The 15,680-nt window shown below is 71.6% G+C and carries 16 protein-coding genes; 10 read left to right on the top strand and 6 right to left on the bottom strand.

Annotation, left to right across the window (positions count from 1 at the left end; genetic code table 11):
- Positions 1-70: 70 nt before the first annotated feature.
- From IFU19_RS10255 to IFU19_RS10225, 7 genes are all read left to right on the top strand, one after another.
- Complete coding sequence (locus IFU19_RS10255; protein ID WP_055936777.1) at positions 71-1,582, top strand: ABC transporter substrate-binding protein; 1,512 nt, start codon at positions 71-73, stop codon at positions 1,580-1,582.
- A complete protein-coding gene (locus tag IFU19_RS10250) occupies positions 1,579-2,529 on the top strand; it encodes an ABC transporter permease (protein WP_055834693.1) in 951 nt (316 codons plus the stop codon). Before IFU19_RS10255 ends, IFU19_RS10250 begins: the two co-directional genes overlap by 4 nt.
- Positions 2,526-3,395, top strand: a complete 870-nt coding sequence (locus IFU19_RS10245) for an ABC transporter permease subunit (RefSeq protein WP_192013622.1) — start codon at positions 2,526-2,528, stop codon at positions 3,393-3,395. Before IFU19_RS10250 ends, IFU19_RS10245 begins: the two co-directional genes overlap by 4 nt.
- Positions 3,392-4,294 carry an ATP-binding cassette domain-containing protein gene (locus IFU19_RS10240; protein WP_192013620.1) on the top strand — a complete coding sequence of 301 codons (903 nt, stop codon included), beginning with the start codon at positions 3,392-3,394 and terminating at the stop codon, positions 4,292-4,294. The genes IFU19_RS10245 and IFU19_RS10240 overlap by 4 nt, the downstream gene beginning before the upstream one ends.
- A complete protein-coding gene (locus IFU19_RS10235; protein ID WP_192013618.1) occupies positions 4,291-5,079 on the top strand; it encodes an ABC transporter ATP-binding protein in 789 nt (262 codons plus the stop codon). Before IFU19_RS10240 ends, IFU19_RS10235 begins: the two co-directional genes overlap by 4 nt.
- Positions 5,080-5,216: 137 nt before the next feature.
- On the top strand, positions 5,217-6,275 hold the full coding sequence (locus tag IFU19_RS10230; protein ID WP_055936772.1) for a M4 family metallopeptidase: 1,059 nt from the start codon (positions 5,217-5,219) through the stop codon (positions 6,273-6,275).
- Entirely contained in the window at positions 6,262-6,588 is a 327-nt protein-coding gene (locus tag IFU19_RS10225; RefSeq protein WP_192013616.1) for a protealysin inhibitor emfourin, read from the top strand. Before IFU19_RS10230 ends, IFU19_RS10225 begins: the two co-directional genes overlap by 14 nt.
- A gap of 21 nt (positions 6,589-6,609) precedes the next feature.
- Here the strand turns inward: IFU19_RS10225 and IFU19_RS10220 are convergent, their stop codons facing one another.
- The 3 genes from IFU19_RS10220 to IFU19_RS10210 all read right to left on the bottom strand — a co-directional run bounded on the left by IFU19_RS10220 (position 6,610) and on the right by IFU19_RS10210 (position 8,452).
- Positions 6,610-7,221: a GNAT family N-acetyltransferase gene (locus tag IFU19_RS10220; RefSeq protein WP_055835940.1), complete on the bottom strand. Its 612-nt coding sequence runs from the start codon at positions 7,219-7,221 to the stop codon at positions 6,610-6,612.
- A gap of 62 nt (positions 7,222-7,283) precedes the next feature.
- Positions 7,284-7,970, bottom strand: coding sequence for a uracil-DNA glycosylase (locus IFU19_RS10215; protein ID WP_192013614.1), 687 nt, complete (start codon positions 7,968-7,970; stop codon positions 7,284-7,286).
- Entirely contained in the window at positions 7,967-8,452 is a 486-nt protein-coding gene (locus tag IFU19_RS10210; protein WP_055834678.1) for a phosphoribosyltransferase, read from the bottom strand. The genes IFU19_RS10215 and IFU19_RS10210 overlap by 4 nt, the downstream gene beginning before the upstream one ends.
- A 157-nt stretch (positions 8,453-8,609) precedes the next feature.
- Here IFU19_RS10210 and IFU19_RS10205 point away from each other — a divergent pair, with 157 nt between their 5' ends.
- Entirely contained in the window at positions 8,610-10,109 is a 1,500-nt protein-coding gene (locus IFU19_RS10205; RefSeq protein WP_191915237.1) for an MFS transporter, read from the top strand.
- Between the two features lie 71 nt (positions 10,110-10,180).
- Here the strand turns inward: IFU19_RS10205 and IFU19_RS10200 are convergent, their stop codons facing one another.
- Positions 10,181-10,969, bottom strand: a complete 789-nt coding sequence (locus IFU19_RS10200; RefSeq protein ID WP_191915236.1) for an SDR family oxidoreductase — start codon at positions 10,967-10,969, stop codon at positions 10,181-10,183.
- Positions 10,970-11,104: 135 nt separating this feature from the next.
- Here IFU19_RS10200 and IFU19_RS10195 point away from each other — a divergent pair, with 135 nt between their 5' ends.
- Complete coding sequence (locus tag IFU19_RS10195) at positions 11,105-12,427, top strand: bifunctional o-acetylhomoserine/o-acetylserine sulfhydrylase (protein WP_192013613.1); 1,323 nt, start codon at positions 11,105-11,107, stop codon at positions 12,425-12,427.
- A gap of 583 nt (positions 12,428-13,010) precedes the next feature.
- Here the strand turns inward: IFU19_RS10195 and IFU19_RS10190 are convergent.
- Positions 13,011-13,709, bottom strand: coding sequence for an SDR family NAD(P)-dependent oxidoreductase (locus IFU19_RS10190; RefSeq protein WP_192013611.1), 699 nt, complete (start codon positions 13,707-13,709; stop codon positions 13,011-13,013).
- 52 nt (positions 13,710-13,761) lie between these two features.
- The gene (locus tag IFU19_RS10185; RefSeq protein ID WP_191915233.1) at positions 13,762-14,160 is read right to left on the bottom strand and encodes a DUF4259 domain-containing protein; all 399 of its coding nucleotides are present in this window, start codon (positions 14,158-14,160) and stop codon (positions 13,762-13,764) included.
- Between the two features lie 79 nt (positions 14,161-14,239).
- Between IFU19_RS10185 and metX the strand changes: the two genes are divergently transcribed.
- Complete coding sequence (gene metX, locus IFU19_RS10180) at positions 14,240-15,445, top strand: homoserine O-acetyltransferase MetX (RefSeq protein WP_070408332.1); 1,206 nt, start codon at positions 14,240-14,242, stop codon at positions 15,443-15,445.
- Positions 15,446-15,680: the final 235 nt, after the last annotated feature.

The following is a 15,680-nucleotide window of genomic DNA, read 5'->3' as shown; positions in this document are numbered from 1 at the left end:
GCTGTTCCCACCCCATGCACGGCATCCACAGCACTCGGATGCCCTCGGCCTGCGAAAGGACATCCCCGCAATGCTGCGCCGCACCGCCCTCGCCACGAGCGCGCTCCTGATCGGAGCCCTCCTCCTCACCTCCTGCACCGGCGGGAACACCGCATCGGCCCCGACCGGTGACGTCGACCCCGACGCCACCCTCACGGTGGGTCTGTCGCTGGAACCGTCGAACCTCGACATCCGCCACACGAGCGGAGCCGCCCTCGAGCAGGCCCTCGTCGACAACGTCTACCAGGGTCTCGTGACCCGCAACGGCGACGACGACAACGCGATCGTCCCGGCCCTGGCCACGGAGTGGACCATCTCGCCCGACGGGCTGACCTACACCTTCACCCTGCGGGAGGGCGTGACCTTCCACGACGGCACCGCGATGACCGCCGACGACGTGGTCACCTCGCTGCAGACGGCGAAGGACGACGCGACCATCCAGAACAGCGCCGACCTCGCCAACGTCGCCTCGATCGCCTCGCCCGACGCGTCCACCGTCGTGCTGACGCTCGCGCAGCCGAACATCGACTTCCTGTTCACCCTCACCGGCCGCGCCGGACTCGTGTTCAAGAACGCCGACACGACGAACTTCCAGACCGCCGCGAACGGCACCGGGCCGTTCACGGTCGCGTCGCGCAACACCGGTCAGAGCCTCACGCTCGCCCGATACGACGGGTACTGGGGCGACAAGGCCGGCGTCGCCGAGGTCGTCCTCGACTACATCCCCGACCGCAGCGCGGCCGTCAACGCCGCCGTCAGCGGCGACCTCGACGTCGCCCTCGAGGTCGACCCCGAACTGCAGAGCCAGGTCGAGGGCACCGGGAACTTCACGATCGACACGGGCCTGACCACCGACAAGGCGACTCTGGCGTTCAACAACCAGCGCGCCCCCCTCACCGACCAGCGGGTGCGCGAAGCCCTGCGTCTGGCCATCGACCACGATGCCCTCGTCGAGACGGTCATCGCCGCGCAGACCCTGAACGGTCCGATCCCCCCGCTCGACCCCGGGTACGAAGACCTCACGGGCAGCGTGTCGTACAACCCCGACCGCGCCCGCGACCTGCTCGCCCAGGCCGGTGCCGAGAACCTCGAGCTGACGCTGACGATCCCCAACGTCTACCCCACGTCGATCCCGACGTTCCTCGTGTCGTCGTTCGCCGACGTGGGCGTCACGCTCAAGGTCGAATCGGTGGACTTCTCGACCTGGCTGCAGGACGTCTACACGAACCACGACTACGACCTGAGCTTCGTGCGTCACGTCGAGGCGCGGGACTTCGGCAACTGGGCGAACCCCACGTACTACTTCGGGTACGACAACGCGACGGTGCAGAGCCTGTACGCGCAGGCCCAGGCGACCACCGACGAACAGCAGTCCTCCGACCTGCTCGCCGAGGCCGCCCGCATCGTCGACGACGAGGATGCCGCCGACTGGCTGCTCCTGGCCACCCCGCGCACCGCGGTCGGCACGAACGTCGCGAACTTCCCGAAGAACTCGCTCAACGTGCGCCTGCCCCTCGCGGGCGTGACGGTCTCATCGGAGTGATCCGCTACGCGCTGACACGGCTGGGCCTGCTTCTCCTGGGCCTGGCCGTGGCCAGCGCGCTGATCTTCCTGTCGCTGCGGGTGCTCCCCGGCGACGTCGCGCAGCTGATCGCCGGAACGCAGTCGACCCCCGAACAGGTCGCCGCCCTGCGCGAGAGCCTGGGCCTCGACGTGCCGCTGTGGACGCAGTACCTCGACTGGATCGGCGGGCTGCTGCGAGGCGATCTGGGTACCTCCCTGGTCACCGGCGAATCGGTCGCCGCCGAACTCCTCGACAAGGCGCGGGTCACCGTACCCCTCGCGGTCATGTCGCTTACGGTCGCCCTGCTCATCGGCATCCCGCTCGGAGTGCTGTCGGCCCTCGGCCGGCGCACCGCCGGGGGGACCGCCCTCAGCGTCGCGTCGCAAGCCCTGGCCGCCGTGCCGGTGGTGTGGGCGGGGATGCTGCTGGTGGTCGTGTTCGCCGTCTGGTTGGGCTGGCTGCCGCCGCAGGGGTTCCCCCGCGCCGGGTGGAACGACCCCGGGGCGGCGTTCCGCGCCCTCGTGCTCCCCGCGCTCACCATCGGCGTGGTCGAGGGCGCGATGCTCCTGCGGTTCGTCCGCAGCGCCACCCTGCAGGCCCTCGGACAGGACTACGTGCGCACGGCCGCGGCGAAGGGACTGACCCGCACGCGGGCGTTGGTGCGCCACGGACTGCCGAACGTCGGACTGTCGGTGATCACGGTGCTCGGACTGCAGATCGCCGGCATCATCGTCGGCGCCGTCGTGATCGAGCAGCTGTTCACCCTTCCCGGCGTCGGCCGCATGCTCGTCGCCGACGTCGCGGCGCGCGACCTCCCGAAGGTGCAGGGCGAGCTGCTCGCCCTCACCGGGTTCGTGCTGCTCGTCGGCTTCGTCGTCGACCTCGTGCACCGCCTGATCGATCCCCGCCAGCGGGAGGCCTCGTGAGCACCCTGAAACGCCTGTGGAATCTGGGCACCGGCCGGTTCGGCATCCTGATCGTCGTGCTCCTGGTGATCACGGCCGTGGTGTCGCTGGTGTGGACGCCGTTCGATCCCGCCGCCGTCGACGCGCGTGCGCGCTGGCTCTCCCCCTCGTGGCCGCACGTGCTCGGCACCGACAACAACGGTCGCGACATCGCGAGCCTGCTCATGGCGGGGGCCCGCACGACGATCGTCGTCGCCGTCGGGGCGGGGATCGTCGCGTCGGTGCTCGGCCTCGCCCTCGCCGCCCTCGGCTCGCTCACCGCACGGTGGATCCGCGAGAGCATCGCCGTGCTCGTCGACATCCTGATCGCGTTCCCCGTGCTGATCATCGCCATGATGATCTCGGCTGTCTGGGGCGGCTCGCTCGCCGTGGTCATCTGGTCGGTGGGGAGCGGCTTCGGCGTCAACATCGCCCGCGTGACGCGCCCGGAACTGCGTCGCGTGCTGCACAGCGACTTCGTGCTCGCGGGGCGTGCCAGCGGCTTGACCCCCTGGCAGAACCTCACCCGCCACCTGTTGCCCAACGTCGCCCCCGTCTTCATCGTGCAGCTGTCGTGGGGCATGGCGGTCGCCGTGCTCGCCGAGGCCGGACTGTCGTACCTGGGCTTCGGCGCCCCGGTCACCCAGCCGTCGTGGGGCGTCCTGCTGAGCGATCTGCAGTCGTACATCTCGGTGCACCCGCTCACCGTGGTCTGGCCGGGTCTGGCGATCACCCTCACCGTGCTGGGGCTCAACCTGCTCGGCGACGCCCTGCGCGAAGCCGCCGATCCGACGCTCGCTCAGCGTGCACCCGCCGCCCGCACCCACGTTCCGGGAGTGGTCGCATGAGCCTCGTCGTGAAAGACCTGCGCATCGAGATCGGTGGCCGCGCCGTCGTCGACGGCGTGTCGTTCGAGGTGCCCGACGGCGCGCGGGTCGGCATCATCGGCGAATCGGGCTCGGGCAAGTCCCTCACCGCCCTGGCGATCCTGGGGCTGCTGCCCGACGACGCCCGGGCCTCCGGAAGCGTGAGTTGGAACGGCCGCGAGATCCTCGGTCTTCCCGACCGCGAGCTCGCGCACCTGCGCGGCGACGACATCGGCATGGTCTTCCAAGAGCCGCGGACAGCTCTCAACCCCATCCGCACGGTCGGGCGCCAGATCGGCGAATCGGTGCGCATCCACGAGGGCGTCTCCCGCCGCGAGGCGGCCCGCCGCGCCGTGATCGAGGCGGAACGCGTCGCCCTTCCCGATCCGGAGCGCATCGTCGCGCGCTATCCGCACCAGCTCTCGGGCGGTCAACGCCAGCGGGTCGCGATCGCGATGGCGCTCGCGTGCCGTCCCCGTCTGCTGATCGCCGACGAACCGACCACGGCCCTCGACGTCACCATCCAGGCCGGGATCCTGTCGTTGCTGCGGTCCCTGGTCCACGACGCCGGGATGTCCCTCGTCTTCATCACCCACGACCTCGCGGTGCTGGCGCAGGTCGCCACCCACGCCGTGGTCCTCGAGCACGGCCGCGTGGTCGAGCACGGAGCGGTCGCCGACCTGCTGCGGGCACCGTCGTCGCCGGTCACGCGAGCGCTGTTGCGTGACGCGACGGCGACGCTCTGGCATCCCGAGACCGCCGGTCACGATGCCGCGACCCCGGCCGGCGTGCCGGTCGAGCCCGCACAGCGCGACGCGGGCGGGTCCGGCGCGACCGCCGCCGCCCCCGACGCCGCGCCGACCGGTGGGGAGACGCCATGACCGAGACGCTCATCCACGCGCGCGGGCTCTCGCGCACCTATCCCGCACCGCGGAAGGGCTTCGCCCGGCCCGAACGCACGACGGCCCTCGACGACGTCGACCTGTCGGTGCTCGCGGGCTCGGCGGTGGGGATCATCGGCGAGTCGGGATCGGGCAAGTCCACGCTCGTCCGGCTGCTGCTGGGCCTGGACACCCCGTCGGCGGGCACCGTGGAGGTGACGGGGCGCCCCGTCGTCGCCGGCGGCTCCGCCCGCTCGCTGCACTGGCTGCGCCGCACCACCGGCATGGTGTTCCAAGACCCGTACGCGTCGCTCGATCCGCGCATGGACGTCGGTCGCATCGTGGGCGAACCCCTCTGGGCCCTGGGCGTCGACGGCGACCGGCGCGCCCGGGTGCGCGACGTGCTCGTGCAGGTCGGCCTCGATGCCGACATGGCTTCGCGCTTCCCCCACGAGTTCTCGGGCGGTCAGCGCCAGCGCATCGCGCTCGCGCGCGCCATCGTGCACCGCCCGCGGATCCTCGTCGGCGACGAGCCGCTGTCGGCCCTCGATGTGACCGTGCGCGCGCAGATCCTGCGCCTCCTCGCGCGCCTGCGCGCCGAAGAAGAGCTGACCCTCGTGCTCGTCTCGCACGACATCGGCGTCGTGCAGAGCGTGTGCGATCAGGTCGTGGTGATGAAGGACGGCAAGGTCGTCGAGCAGGGCCCGACCGAGAAGGTGCTGCTGCAGCCCCAGGCGGCGTACACGCGGCAGCTGCTGGCGTCGATCCCGACCCTGCCGCGCTGAAGTTCACCGCCGCCCCGGGAACGGGCTTCGGCGCGGCGGTCTTCGCGCGGATGGACCCATCCCGTGCGCTGCGGAGCGCCGTCGTGCGCGTGAGCAAGGGATGCCGCGATGTCGGAGGTCGGCGCTAACCTCGGCGCATGTACCCCGGCATCGTTCCCCCGTTCCTGCTCGATCGGCTCGCGTCCACCGACGACCCGCGGCTCGCACGCGCGGCCGCCGCGGCACGCAAGACCCTGGCGATGCCGCGGCCGCCGCGGCCCACACGCACCCGGCTCCGGCTGTCGATCGACGGCGACGCGCTCGTCGCCGAAGCGGTTCCCGCCCCCGATCGCATCATCTCCGACGCGCAGAACAGCGAGAACCTGCCCGGTCGACGCGTGCGCAGCGAAGACGAAGAGCCCGTCGGCGACGCCGCCGTCGACGAGGCGTACGACGGTCTCGGTGCCACCTACGACTTCTTCTGGGACGCCTTCGCGCGCGACGGCATCGACGCGGCGGGCGGCTCGCTGCTCGCGACGGTGCACTTCGGCGACGACTACGACAACGCGTTCTGGAACGGCGAGCGCATGGTGTTCGGCGACGGCGACGGCGAGGTGTTCGTCGGGTTCACCCGCTCGCTCAGCGTCATCGCGCACGAGCTCGGCCACGGGGTGACCGAGGCCGCCGGGGGTCTCGAGTACCAGGGGCAGTCCGGCGCCCTGAACGAGTCGTTGTCCGACGTGTTCGGCGCCCTCGCCGAGCAGCACCGGCTCGGCCAGAGCGCCGACGAAGCGTCGTGGCTGATCGGCGCGGGCATCTTCGCGCCCGACGTGCAGGGCGAGGCCCTGCGGTCGATGAAGGCACCCGGCACCGCCTACGACGACGACGTGCTCGGCACCGACCCGCAGCCCGGACACATGCGCGACTACGTCGAGACCGACGACGACAACGGGGGCGTGCACATCAACTCCGGCATCCCCAACCGCGCCTTCCACGTCGCCGCGACGACACTGGGCGGCTTCGCCTGGGAGCGCGCCGGACTCATCTGGTACCGCACCCTCACCGCGGGCACCCTCTCGCCCACCGCCGACTTCGCCGCCTTCGCCGCCGCCACGCGCGCCACCGCCGCCAGCGAGTACGGTGAGGAGTCCGAGGAGGTCGCCGCCGTCCGCGCCGCATGGGTCGCAGTCGGCGTCGAGGAGGATGCCGCAGCCTGACGCCGCGAACGACGAGCGCTTCGCCGTGGTCGTCGTGCGCTCGGGCGGCCTCGCCGGGCTGCAGAAGCAGTGGCGGGCCGAGCCCGACCCGGCGCGTCTTGCTCAGTGGCGCGAACTCGTCGAGAGCTGCCCGTGGGATGCCGCCCCCTCGGCGTCGTCGGGTGCCGACCGCTATCAGTGGCGCATCGAGGTGCATCGCGGAGGCATCGCCGTGCGGCGAGCGCGGTTGGGCGACGGTCAGGTCGACGGTCCCTGGCGCACGCTCGTCGACGAGGTGCGCCGGGCCGCGCCGTCGACGCCGCGCTCGCGCTGAGCGCCGGCCGCGCGGCTCGCGTCAGCCGAACAGCCTCCGACGCTTCTTCTTCGACACGATGCTCTTCTGCAGGTACACGACTCCGAGCCAGCGGCCGAACTTGAAGCCCACGCGGCCCATGCGACCCACCTCGGTGAACCCCAGCTTCTCGTGCAGGGCGATCGACGCGTCGGCGCCCTTGTCGCTGATCGCGGCGACCATCTCGCGGATGCCGAGCTCCTGGCACGCGGAGATCAGCGCCTCCAGCAGGGCGCGGCCGAGTCCCTTGCCCGCCGCGGCCTGACCGAGGTAGATCGAGTTCTCGACCGTGTACCGGTACGCCGACTTGGACTGCCAGGGCTGCACCAGCGCGTACCCGAGCACTTGACCGCTGGGCGACTCCGCCACGAGGAAGGGCAGTCCGAGCTTGTTCAACGTGGCGAACTTGTCGCGCCACTTCGCGATCGTCCAGGCCTTCTCGTCGAAGGTCACGACGGAATTGCGCACGTAATAGTTGTAGATCTCGCGGATGTGGGGGATGTCGGCCTCGGTGGCCGGGCGGATCTCATACGTGAACGGTCGTTCGGGCTCCGGCGCGCGCCGCAGGTGCGTAGGTAACCGACGGCGGGCCTTCTCGTACTCCTCTTCCAGCACGTTCGACACTTTACGCACAGCGGCGTTTCGAGCGTGTGACCCCGGGCCGCGCGGCGCCGTCGTCAGGCCGGGAGACGCCAATCGACGGGGTCCGCGCCCTGCTCCTCGAGCAGGGTGTTGACCCGCGAGAACGGCTTCGAGCCGAAGAACCCCCGGCTGGCCGACAGGGGCGACGGATGCGGCGACGACACGATGGCGGTGTCACCGAGCAGGGGGGCCAGGTTCATGGCATCCTTCCCCCACAGCACCGCGACCAGCGGAGCCTCGCGGGCGACGAGGCTGCGGATGGCATGGTCGGTCACGCGCTCCCACCCCCACCCCCGATGGGATGCCGGGGAGCCCGGCGCCACGGTGAGCACACGGTTCAGCAGCATGACGCCCTGCGCGCCCCAGGCCGAGAGGTCGCCGTGCGGCGCGGGGGCGATCCCCAGGTCGTCGGAGAGCTCGCGGTAGATGTTCGACAGGCTCCGCGGCACGGGCCGCACGTGCGGGTCGACCGCGAACGACAGGCCGATCGGGTGCCCCGGGGTGGGGTACGGATCCTGGCCGACGATGAGCACGCGCACCGCGTCGATCGGCGTGCGGAACGCACGCAGCACGAGGTCACCGGCGGGGAGGTACGGCTGCCCCTCGGTGCGCAGGCGCTCCCCGAGCGCCGCGATGTCGTCGGCGACCGGGGCGAGGGGCGTCACCCACGACGCGTCGATCAGGCCGGCATCGGCGAGCTGCGCGAGAGGCTTGCCGCTCACGCGGCGTCTTCTTCGTGCACCGACCCTTGGTGCGACCAGGGGAAGTCGATCCAGAGATCGGTGTCCTTCCACGCGTAGTCGGGGGTGATGATCGTCGACGGCTTCGTGTAGATCACGGCGGAACGGGTCTCGGCGCCGTGCCGGCCGAGGAGCTTCACGGCGAGGTCGAGGGTGCGACCGCTGTCCGCGACGTCGTCGACGAGGAGCACCCGTCGTCCGGTGAGGTACGACAGGTCGAGCTCGGGGGGCAGCAGTTCGGGCGCATCGAGGACGGTGCCGACGCCGGTGTAGAACTCGACGTTGAGAGCGCCGCAGTTCTTCACACCCAGTCCGTACGCGATGGCGCCGCCCGGCAGCAGTCCGCCTCGGGCGATCGCGACGACCACCTCGGGGTGGAACCCGTCGGCGACGATCGCCCGGGAGATGTCGCGCGTGGCGACCCCGAAATCGTCCCAGCTCAACCGCTCGCGCTCGTCCGTCACACCGGACTCCTCTCGTCGACTCGTCTCACCCTAGGGCGTGATCGAGACGCCGCCGCGCCCGATGCCGCCTCATCGCGGGGTGCCCGGTGCGATCGTGGCACCCCGGCGGGGAGTCGATTGCGGATGCCGAGGACGGCGGCGGTGCTATCGTCGCGCCATGTCGCGCATCTCGGGTGCGGTCGGACGGGTGCGCACCTCGGCGCTCGGGGTGACCGCGGGGCTCATCGGGTGGTTCGTGCTGGTGGAGCTCGCCAGCGGCATCCTTCAGGGGTTCTACGTCCCCCTGCTGCCCGACATCGTCACGCACCTGGGGATCCGCGACGCCGACGTCAACTGGTTCGAAGCCGCGCAGCTTCTGCTGTCGGCGCTCGTGCTGCCGGTGCTGGCCAAACTCGGCGACATGTTCGGGCACAAGCGCGTGCTGCTGTTCTCGGCGATCGCGACCGCGGCGGCGAGCTGGTGGCTCGTCTTCGCCGACTCGTTCACGACGTTCCTGCTGGCCTGGGCCCTGCAGGGCTTCTACGTCGTGTGGCTGCCGCTCGAGATCGCCCTCATCTTCGACCGTGGACGCCGGCAGCAGCGGGGGGTGTCGCAGACCCGCCGCGCCGCAGGTCTGCTCGTCGTGGGACTGCAGGCCGGCGCGATCATCGGCGCCCTGGCCGCGGGGCGCCTCTTCACCGCGACCGGGGGCGATCTGCGCCTCTCGCTCGCCGTCCCCGCGATCGTCGTGACGCTCATCTGCCTGGTGATCTGGTGGGGCGTGCCCGAGTCCGAGCCGTCGACGAGCGACCGCCGCCTCGACATCGGCGGCTTCACGATCCTCGCCGGCGCCCTGCTCTGCGTCACCGGCGCCCTGTCGTTCGTGCGGCTCCCCGACGGCCCGGGTCCGATCGCGATCGTCGGGCTGCTGGCCGCGGGCCTCGTGCTGGGCGTGGTCTTCGTGCTGTTCGAGCTTCGCCAACGCGATCCGGCCATCGACATCCGCGTGCTGCGCCGGCCCGAGATGTGGCCGGTGCAGGCCACGGCCTTCCTCGTGGGCATCAGCCTGCTGGGAGCGCAGGGCCCGCTCGCGACCTACGCCGGCACCGACCGCGCGCTCGGCTACGGCCTGGGGCTCGACGCCGCGGACCGGTCGAACGTCATCGGCGTCTACCTCGTCTCGCTCATCGTCGGCGCCGTGCTGTTCGCCGTGACCTCGCGGTGGGCGAGTCCGCGCGCGATGCTGATCGGGGCGGCGACGCTCGTGGGCGCGGGATACGCGCTCCTGCTCCCCCTGCACGTCGAGCTCTGGCAGGTGCTGCTGTGCCTCGCGATCGCCGGGATGGGCTCGGGCGCCCTCGTCGCGGCGATGCCCGCGGCCGCGGCCGCCGCCGCTCCTCGCGGGCAGACGGGGGTGGCATCCGCCCTCACCAACACCACCAAGACCGTGGGCGGGACGATGTCGTCCGCCGTCTTCGGCGTGGTCCTCGCCGGTGGAGCCGGGGCGGCCGTGGCCGCCACCGCCGCACCGCTCGCGGGCTACCTGACGGTGTGGGCGATCTGCGCGGCGGGCGGATTCGCCGCGGCCGTGCTGCTGTTCTTCGTGCCGAAAGTGGCGTTCGCCGACAGTGCCGAGACCGAGACCGCCGCCCACGCCGCACGCGGCGAGGTGGCCTGAACGACGACCTCGGGCTCGACCGGCCGAGGATCGATGGGCTGGCGGTGATCGCGGCGGAGACGGCCTCTCGGCTATTCCGGGCGCTCGCTCTGACGGGGGCGCAGCGGCCCCCGCGCGAGCAGGTGCTGCGCCGACTGCGCGACGGGGCGCATCGTCACGAGATCGAGGTTGACGTGCCCCGGTGCATCGAGCGCGTAGGCGATGACGTCGGCGACGTCGTCGGCGACCAGGGGGGCCCCGACACCCTCGTAGAGCTTGTCGACGGCATCGTGGTCGCCGCCCACGCGGTTGAGGGTGAACTCCTCGGTGCGCACCATGCCCGGCGCGATCTCGATCACACGGATCGGTTCGCCGTTCAGTTCGAGCCGCAGGGCGTTCACGAGCATGGCCTCGCCCGCCTTGGCGGCGTTGTACCCCGCCCCGCCCGGGTACGCCGTCTGCGCGGCGGTGGAGGTGACGAACAACGCGTCCGCGTGCCCGACGCGCGTCGCGGCCTCGCGGAGGAGCGGGAGAAGGGATGCCACGAGCCGCTGCGACGAGAGCACGTTGGCCTCGAACATCCAGCGCCAGTCGTCGGCGTCACCGTCTTCGACCCGGTCGGTGCCGCGCGCCCCACCGGCCACCTGCACCAGCGCGTCGACGCCACCGGTCTCGGCGAGCCAGGCCGACAGGTCGGCGATGTCGTCGGCGACGGTGAGATCGGCCGCGCGGGCGACGACACCGGTCTCGGCCTCGAGCGCCGCGAGCCGATCGGCCCGGCGGGCAACGCCCACCACGTCCCACCCGCGCGAGCGCAGCAGTCGCGCCGTCGCCTCTCCGATACCCGAACTGGCCCCGGTCACCACTGCACGTCGCGTCATGGCATCCACGCTACCGGGCACCTCCGACACGGGTGTTACGGCCCGTGTCCTCCCCTGTTGTCGATGTCGGAGGCGGTGTCTACGCTCGCATCAGGCCAAGGCGACCGCCCAGGCCACCCGAGCTGAGGAGCGGCCATGTCGGCACCCGAGAACTGGCGTTTCGAGACCAAGCAGATCCACACCGGTGCCCAGCCCGATCCGGTCACCAAGGCGCGGGCCACGCCGATCTACCAGACCACCTCGTACGTGTTCGACAACGCCGACCACGCCGCGAACCTGTTCTCGCTGGCCGAGTTCGGCAACATCTACACGCGCATCCAGAACCCCACGCAAGACGTCGTCGAGCAGCGCGTCGCGGGGCTCGAGGGCGGCACGGGTGCTCTGCTCGTCGCCAGCGGCCAGGCGGCCGAGACCATCGCCGTGCTCAACATCGCACAGGCCGGCGACCACATCGTGTCGTCGAGCTCGATCTACGGCGGCACCTACAACCTCTTCAAGTACACCCTCGCGAAGCTCGGCATCGAGACGACGTTCGTCGAGAACCAGGACGACCCCGCCGCCTGGCGTGCCGCCGTGCGTCCCAACACCAAGCTCTTCTTCGCCGAGACCATCGGAAACCCGAAGATCAACGTGCTCGACATCCGCACGGTCGCCGATGTCGCGCACGAGGCCGGCGTGCCGCTCATCGTCGACAACACGATCGCGACGCCCTACCTCATCCGTCCCTTCGAGCACGGCGCCGACATCATCGTGCACTCCGCGACCAAGTTCCTCGGCGGGCACGGCACCACGATCGGCGGCGTCATCGTCGACGGCGGCACCTTCCCCTGGTCGGAGCACTCCGACCGGTTCCCGGGCCTGACCACGCCCGATCCCTCGTACCACGGCGCCGTGTACACGCAGGCGGTCGGCGACGGTCTCGCGTACATCATCAAGGCGCGCGTGCAGCTGCTGCGCGACCTGGGTGCCTCCATCGCGCCGCAGAGCGCCTGGCAGCTCATCCAGGGCATCGAGACCCTGTCGCTGCGCATCGAGCGTCACGTGCAGAACGCGCAAGAGATCGCGGAGTGGCTCGAGTCGCACCCCGATGTCGCGACCGTGAACTACTCGGGCCTGCCCACCTCGCCCTGGTACGCCGCCGCGAACAACTACACCCCCAAGGGCGTGGGTGCCGTGCTCTCGTTCGAGCTCAAGGGCGGTGTCGAGGCAGGTCGCGAGTTCGTCAACTCGCTCAGCCTGTTCAGCCACCTCGCCAACATCGGCGACGTGCGCTCGCTCGTCATCCACCCGGCATCCACCACGCACTCCCAGCTCACGCCCGAGCAGCAGCTCACCGCCGGTGTCACGCCGGGCCTCGTGCGCCTGTCGGTGGGTCTCGAGAACATCGCCGACCTCAAGGCCGACCTCGACCAGGCCCTCGCCGCCGCGCGGCGACTGTCCGAGGCTTCGCGCGTCTGATCCGCGCTCGCGAAAGGCCCCGACCCGGCCGGGTCGGGGCCTTTCGCGGCGTCGAGGTGTACGGCGTCTTCGTGTCCGGCGCGCCGCGTCGCGTAGCGCGCGGGCAGCTCGGCGTCGCGCAGCACGCGCAGCGCGGCGTCGGGTGACGAGCGGAGGGCGAGGGATGCCGGGAGGACCCACACCGCGTAACGGCCCTCCCTCCGTCCCACGCCCTCCGCGGATCACGCGCCACGGCACCGCGCTGGCAGCTCGGCGTCGCGCACCGCACGATCAACCCGGCGCCACGTGACGAGCGGAGGGCCAGAAATGCAGGGAGGACCCCCACCACCCAGCGACCCTCCCCCCGTCCCCGGCCCTCCGCTGATCACGCAACACGCACCGCACGGGCAGCACGACCCCGCGCGCCGCGCGAACAGCCCGACCCCGCGCCCCGCGCGATCAACCCGGCGCCACGTGACGAGCGGAGTGCCAGGGATGCCGGGAGGACCCACACCGCGCAGCGACCCTCCCTCCGCCCCACGCCCTCCGCCGGTCACCCGCCGTGCGCCTCGCGCCTCCCGCCGCGCACCGCGCGACGCCCGCGTCAGACCTTCTGGCGCGGCCGCAGGCTCCCGAGGCCCCCGTCGACCCCGATGATCTGCCCCGTCATCCACGCGTTCTCGGGCGAGAGCAGGAACTCCACCGCCCGAGCCACGTCCTCGGGTTCTCCCAGACGTCCGAGGGGGTGCATGGCCTCCGACACTCTCCGAGACATGTCGGTCGACGTGAGCTTCGCGGTCAGCCGCGTCTCAACCAGGCCCGGCGCGACGGCGTTCACCCGCAGCCCGTGCGACGCGTAACTGGCGGCGGCCGACAGCGTTAGCCCGATGACCCCGGCCTTCGCGGCGGCGATGCCGTCGTGGTTCGGCAGTCCCGCCAGGGCCGCGGCCGAAGACACCAGCACCACTGAGCCACCGTCGCGCATGTGCGTCCCGGCGGCGCGCACGGCGGCGAACGACGTGGTCAGAGAGGCGGCGATGAGGCCGTCGTACTGCTCGCGCGAGGTCAGGTGCGCGGGCTTGAGCAGCATCGAGCCCGCGAACACCGCGATGCCGTCGAGCTCGCCCACCTCGCCGACCACGCGGTCGACGGCGTCGAAGTCCGTGGCATCCAGAACGAAGTCGGGCTCGATGACCGAGGAATCCCGCGCCGTCGTGACAACGCGATGACCGGCGTCGCGCAGTCGGGTCGCGGTCGCCCCGCCGATGTCGCTCGAGGCCGCAATGAGAAGGAAGGTCGCCATGCGGCGATTCTGGCCAGCCCTCCGCGCCGGAGGCGGGGGCTGGACAAGGAGGTCAGACGGTGGTCAGCGCTGCGCGCAGGCGTTCGTTCTCGGCGTGCCAGTCGGGGTCGTCCTCCCAGAGCTCGGCCAGTTCACCGTCATCGGAGGTCGCGTGGACGACCGCGGCGTCAGCCAACGACACCAACTCGGCGGACGGCGCCGACGCGCGCGCCACGAACGCCGTGACCGCGTCGGAGAAGGCCCGGCCGGGCACCCGCCCCAGCCCCCGCGCGACGACCTCGGCGGCCGCGATCGCCACCGTCGCGGCGTCGGAGTCGAGCTGCGAGCCCTCCGTATCGGCGGCGACGCGCAGTGCGTCATGCACGACGTTCCAGTCGGTCTGCCCTTCGAGCTCGTACGCCCAGTCGGCGGCGGTGTCGTTCCCGAACGGTTCTGCGCTCCATGCACCCATGCGCCGAATCGTACGCGCGGTCTCCGACATCGACGTAACAGTCCGGTCGGACCATCGGCGACCGACGAGAATGGATGCCATGGACTGGCAGATCTCCGAAGACACGGTGCCCTCGGCCCCGGTGACGGAGGCCGATGCCCGATCGCTGCTCGGACGCCCCCCGGCGACCGGCGCGTGGCGCGACGGCGACCCCGCGGGGGACCGCCGATTCGCCTCGTTCGGCGCGTTCGCGACCGAGACCGGGCAGTCGCTGCCCCACGTGCGTCTCGCGTACGAGACGTGGGGACAGCTCTCGCCCGCCCGCGACAACGCCGTGCTGATCCTCCACGCGCTCACCGGCGACAGCCATGTGCGCGGTGCCGCCGGTCCGGGGCACCCCACCGCCGGGTGGTGGAGCGACCTCGTGGGCCCCGGTGCGGCCATCGACACCGACCGCTGGTTCGTGGTCGCCCCCAACATGCTGGGCGGATGCCAGGGCTCGACGGGACCGGCGAGCATCGCCCCCGACGGCTACGAGTGGGCTTCGCGCTTCCCTTACCTCACGATCCGCGACCAGGTCGAGGCTCAGGCCCTGCTCGCCGACGAGCTCGGCGTCGAGCGGTGGTTCGCCGTGGTCGGCGGGTCGATGGGCGGAATGCACGCGATCGAGTGGGCCGTCGGCCACCCCGACCGCGTCGCCCGCGCCGCGATCCTCTCGGCCCCGCCGATCACGACCGCCGACCAGATCGCCCTGAACTCGGTGCAGCTCGACACCGTGCGCATCGACCCCCGCTTCGCCGGCGGCGAGTATTACGACGCCGGCGACGGCGACGGCCCGCACCGCGGACTCGCCCTCGCTCGGCGCATGGCACTGCTGAACTACCGCAGCCCGACCGAGCTCAACCAGCGATTCCAACGTTCATGGCAGTCGGGGGTGAGCCCGCTGGGCCGCGGCGGACGCTTCGCCGTCGAGTCGTACCTCGATTTCCACGGCAACAAGTTCACCCGCCGTTTCGACGCGAACAGCTACCTCACCCTCGTCGAGGCCATGAACTCGCACGACGTCGGCCGCGACCGCGACGGCGTCGAAGACGCCCTGGGACGCGTCACGGCGACGACCCTGGTGCTCGGCATCGACAGCGACCGCCTGTTCCCCATCGACGGGCAGCATCGCATCGCCCGCGGCATCCCGAACACGCTCGACGGAGACGACGCCGTCGTGCTCTCGAGCGACTTCGGCCACGACGGCTTCCTCATCGAGACCGCCGCCGTCGCCCTGCACCTGCGTCGCCTTTTCGCGACCTGATGATCCCGGATGCCGGGCACCGCGGCATCCGTTCCCTCCGGCCCCTCGTCGGTCGGGGAAGAGGTCGTGCGTTCCGTGTTAGGGCCGCGCCGCTGCCGCGGCGAGCCGGCACCTGGACGCATGCCCGGCGCGTTCCGGACACTCACCCGAGCGGCGCGCCGTCGCCGCGACCGCCCGCACACACCGTCGAGTGTCCAGAACACTCCGCATCCCCGGACCCCAAGGCGGCGTGTCC

Origin of the sequence: Microbacterium sp. CFBP 8794 (assembly GCF_014841235.1) — a bacterium.
Lineage (GTDB): Bacteria > Actinomycetota > Actinomycetes > Actinomycetales > Microbacteriaceae > Microbacterium.
Note: the sequence above shows the minus strand (reverse complement) of the source record. Positions and strands in the feature narration are given on the sequence as shown.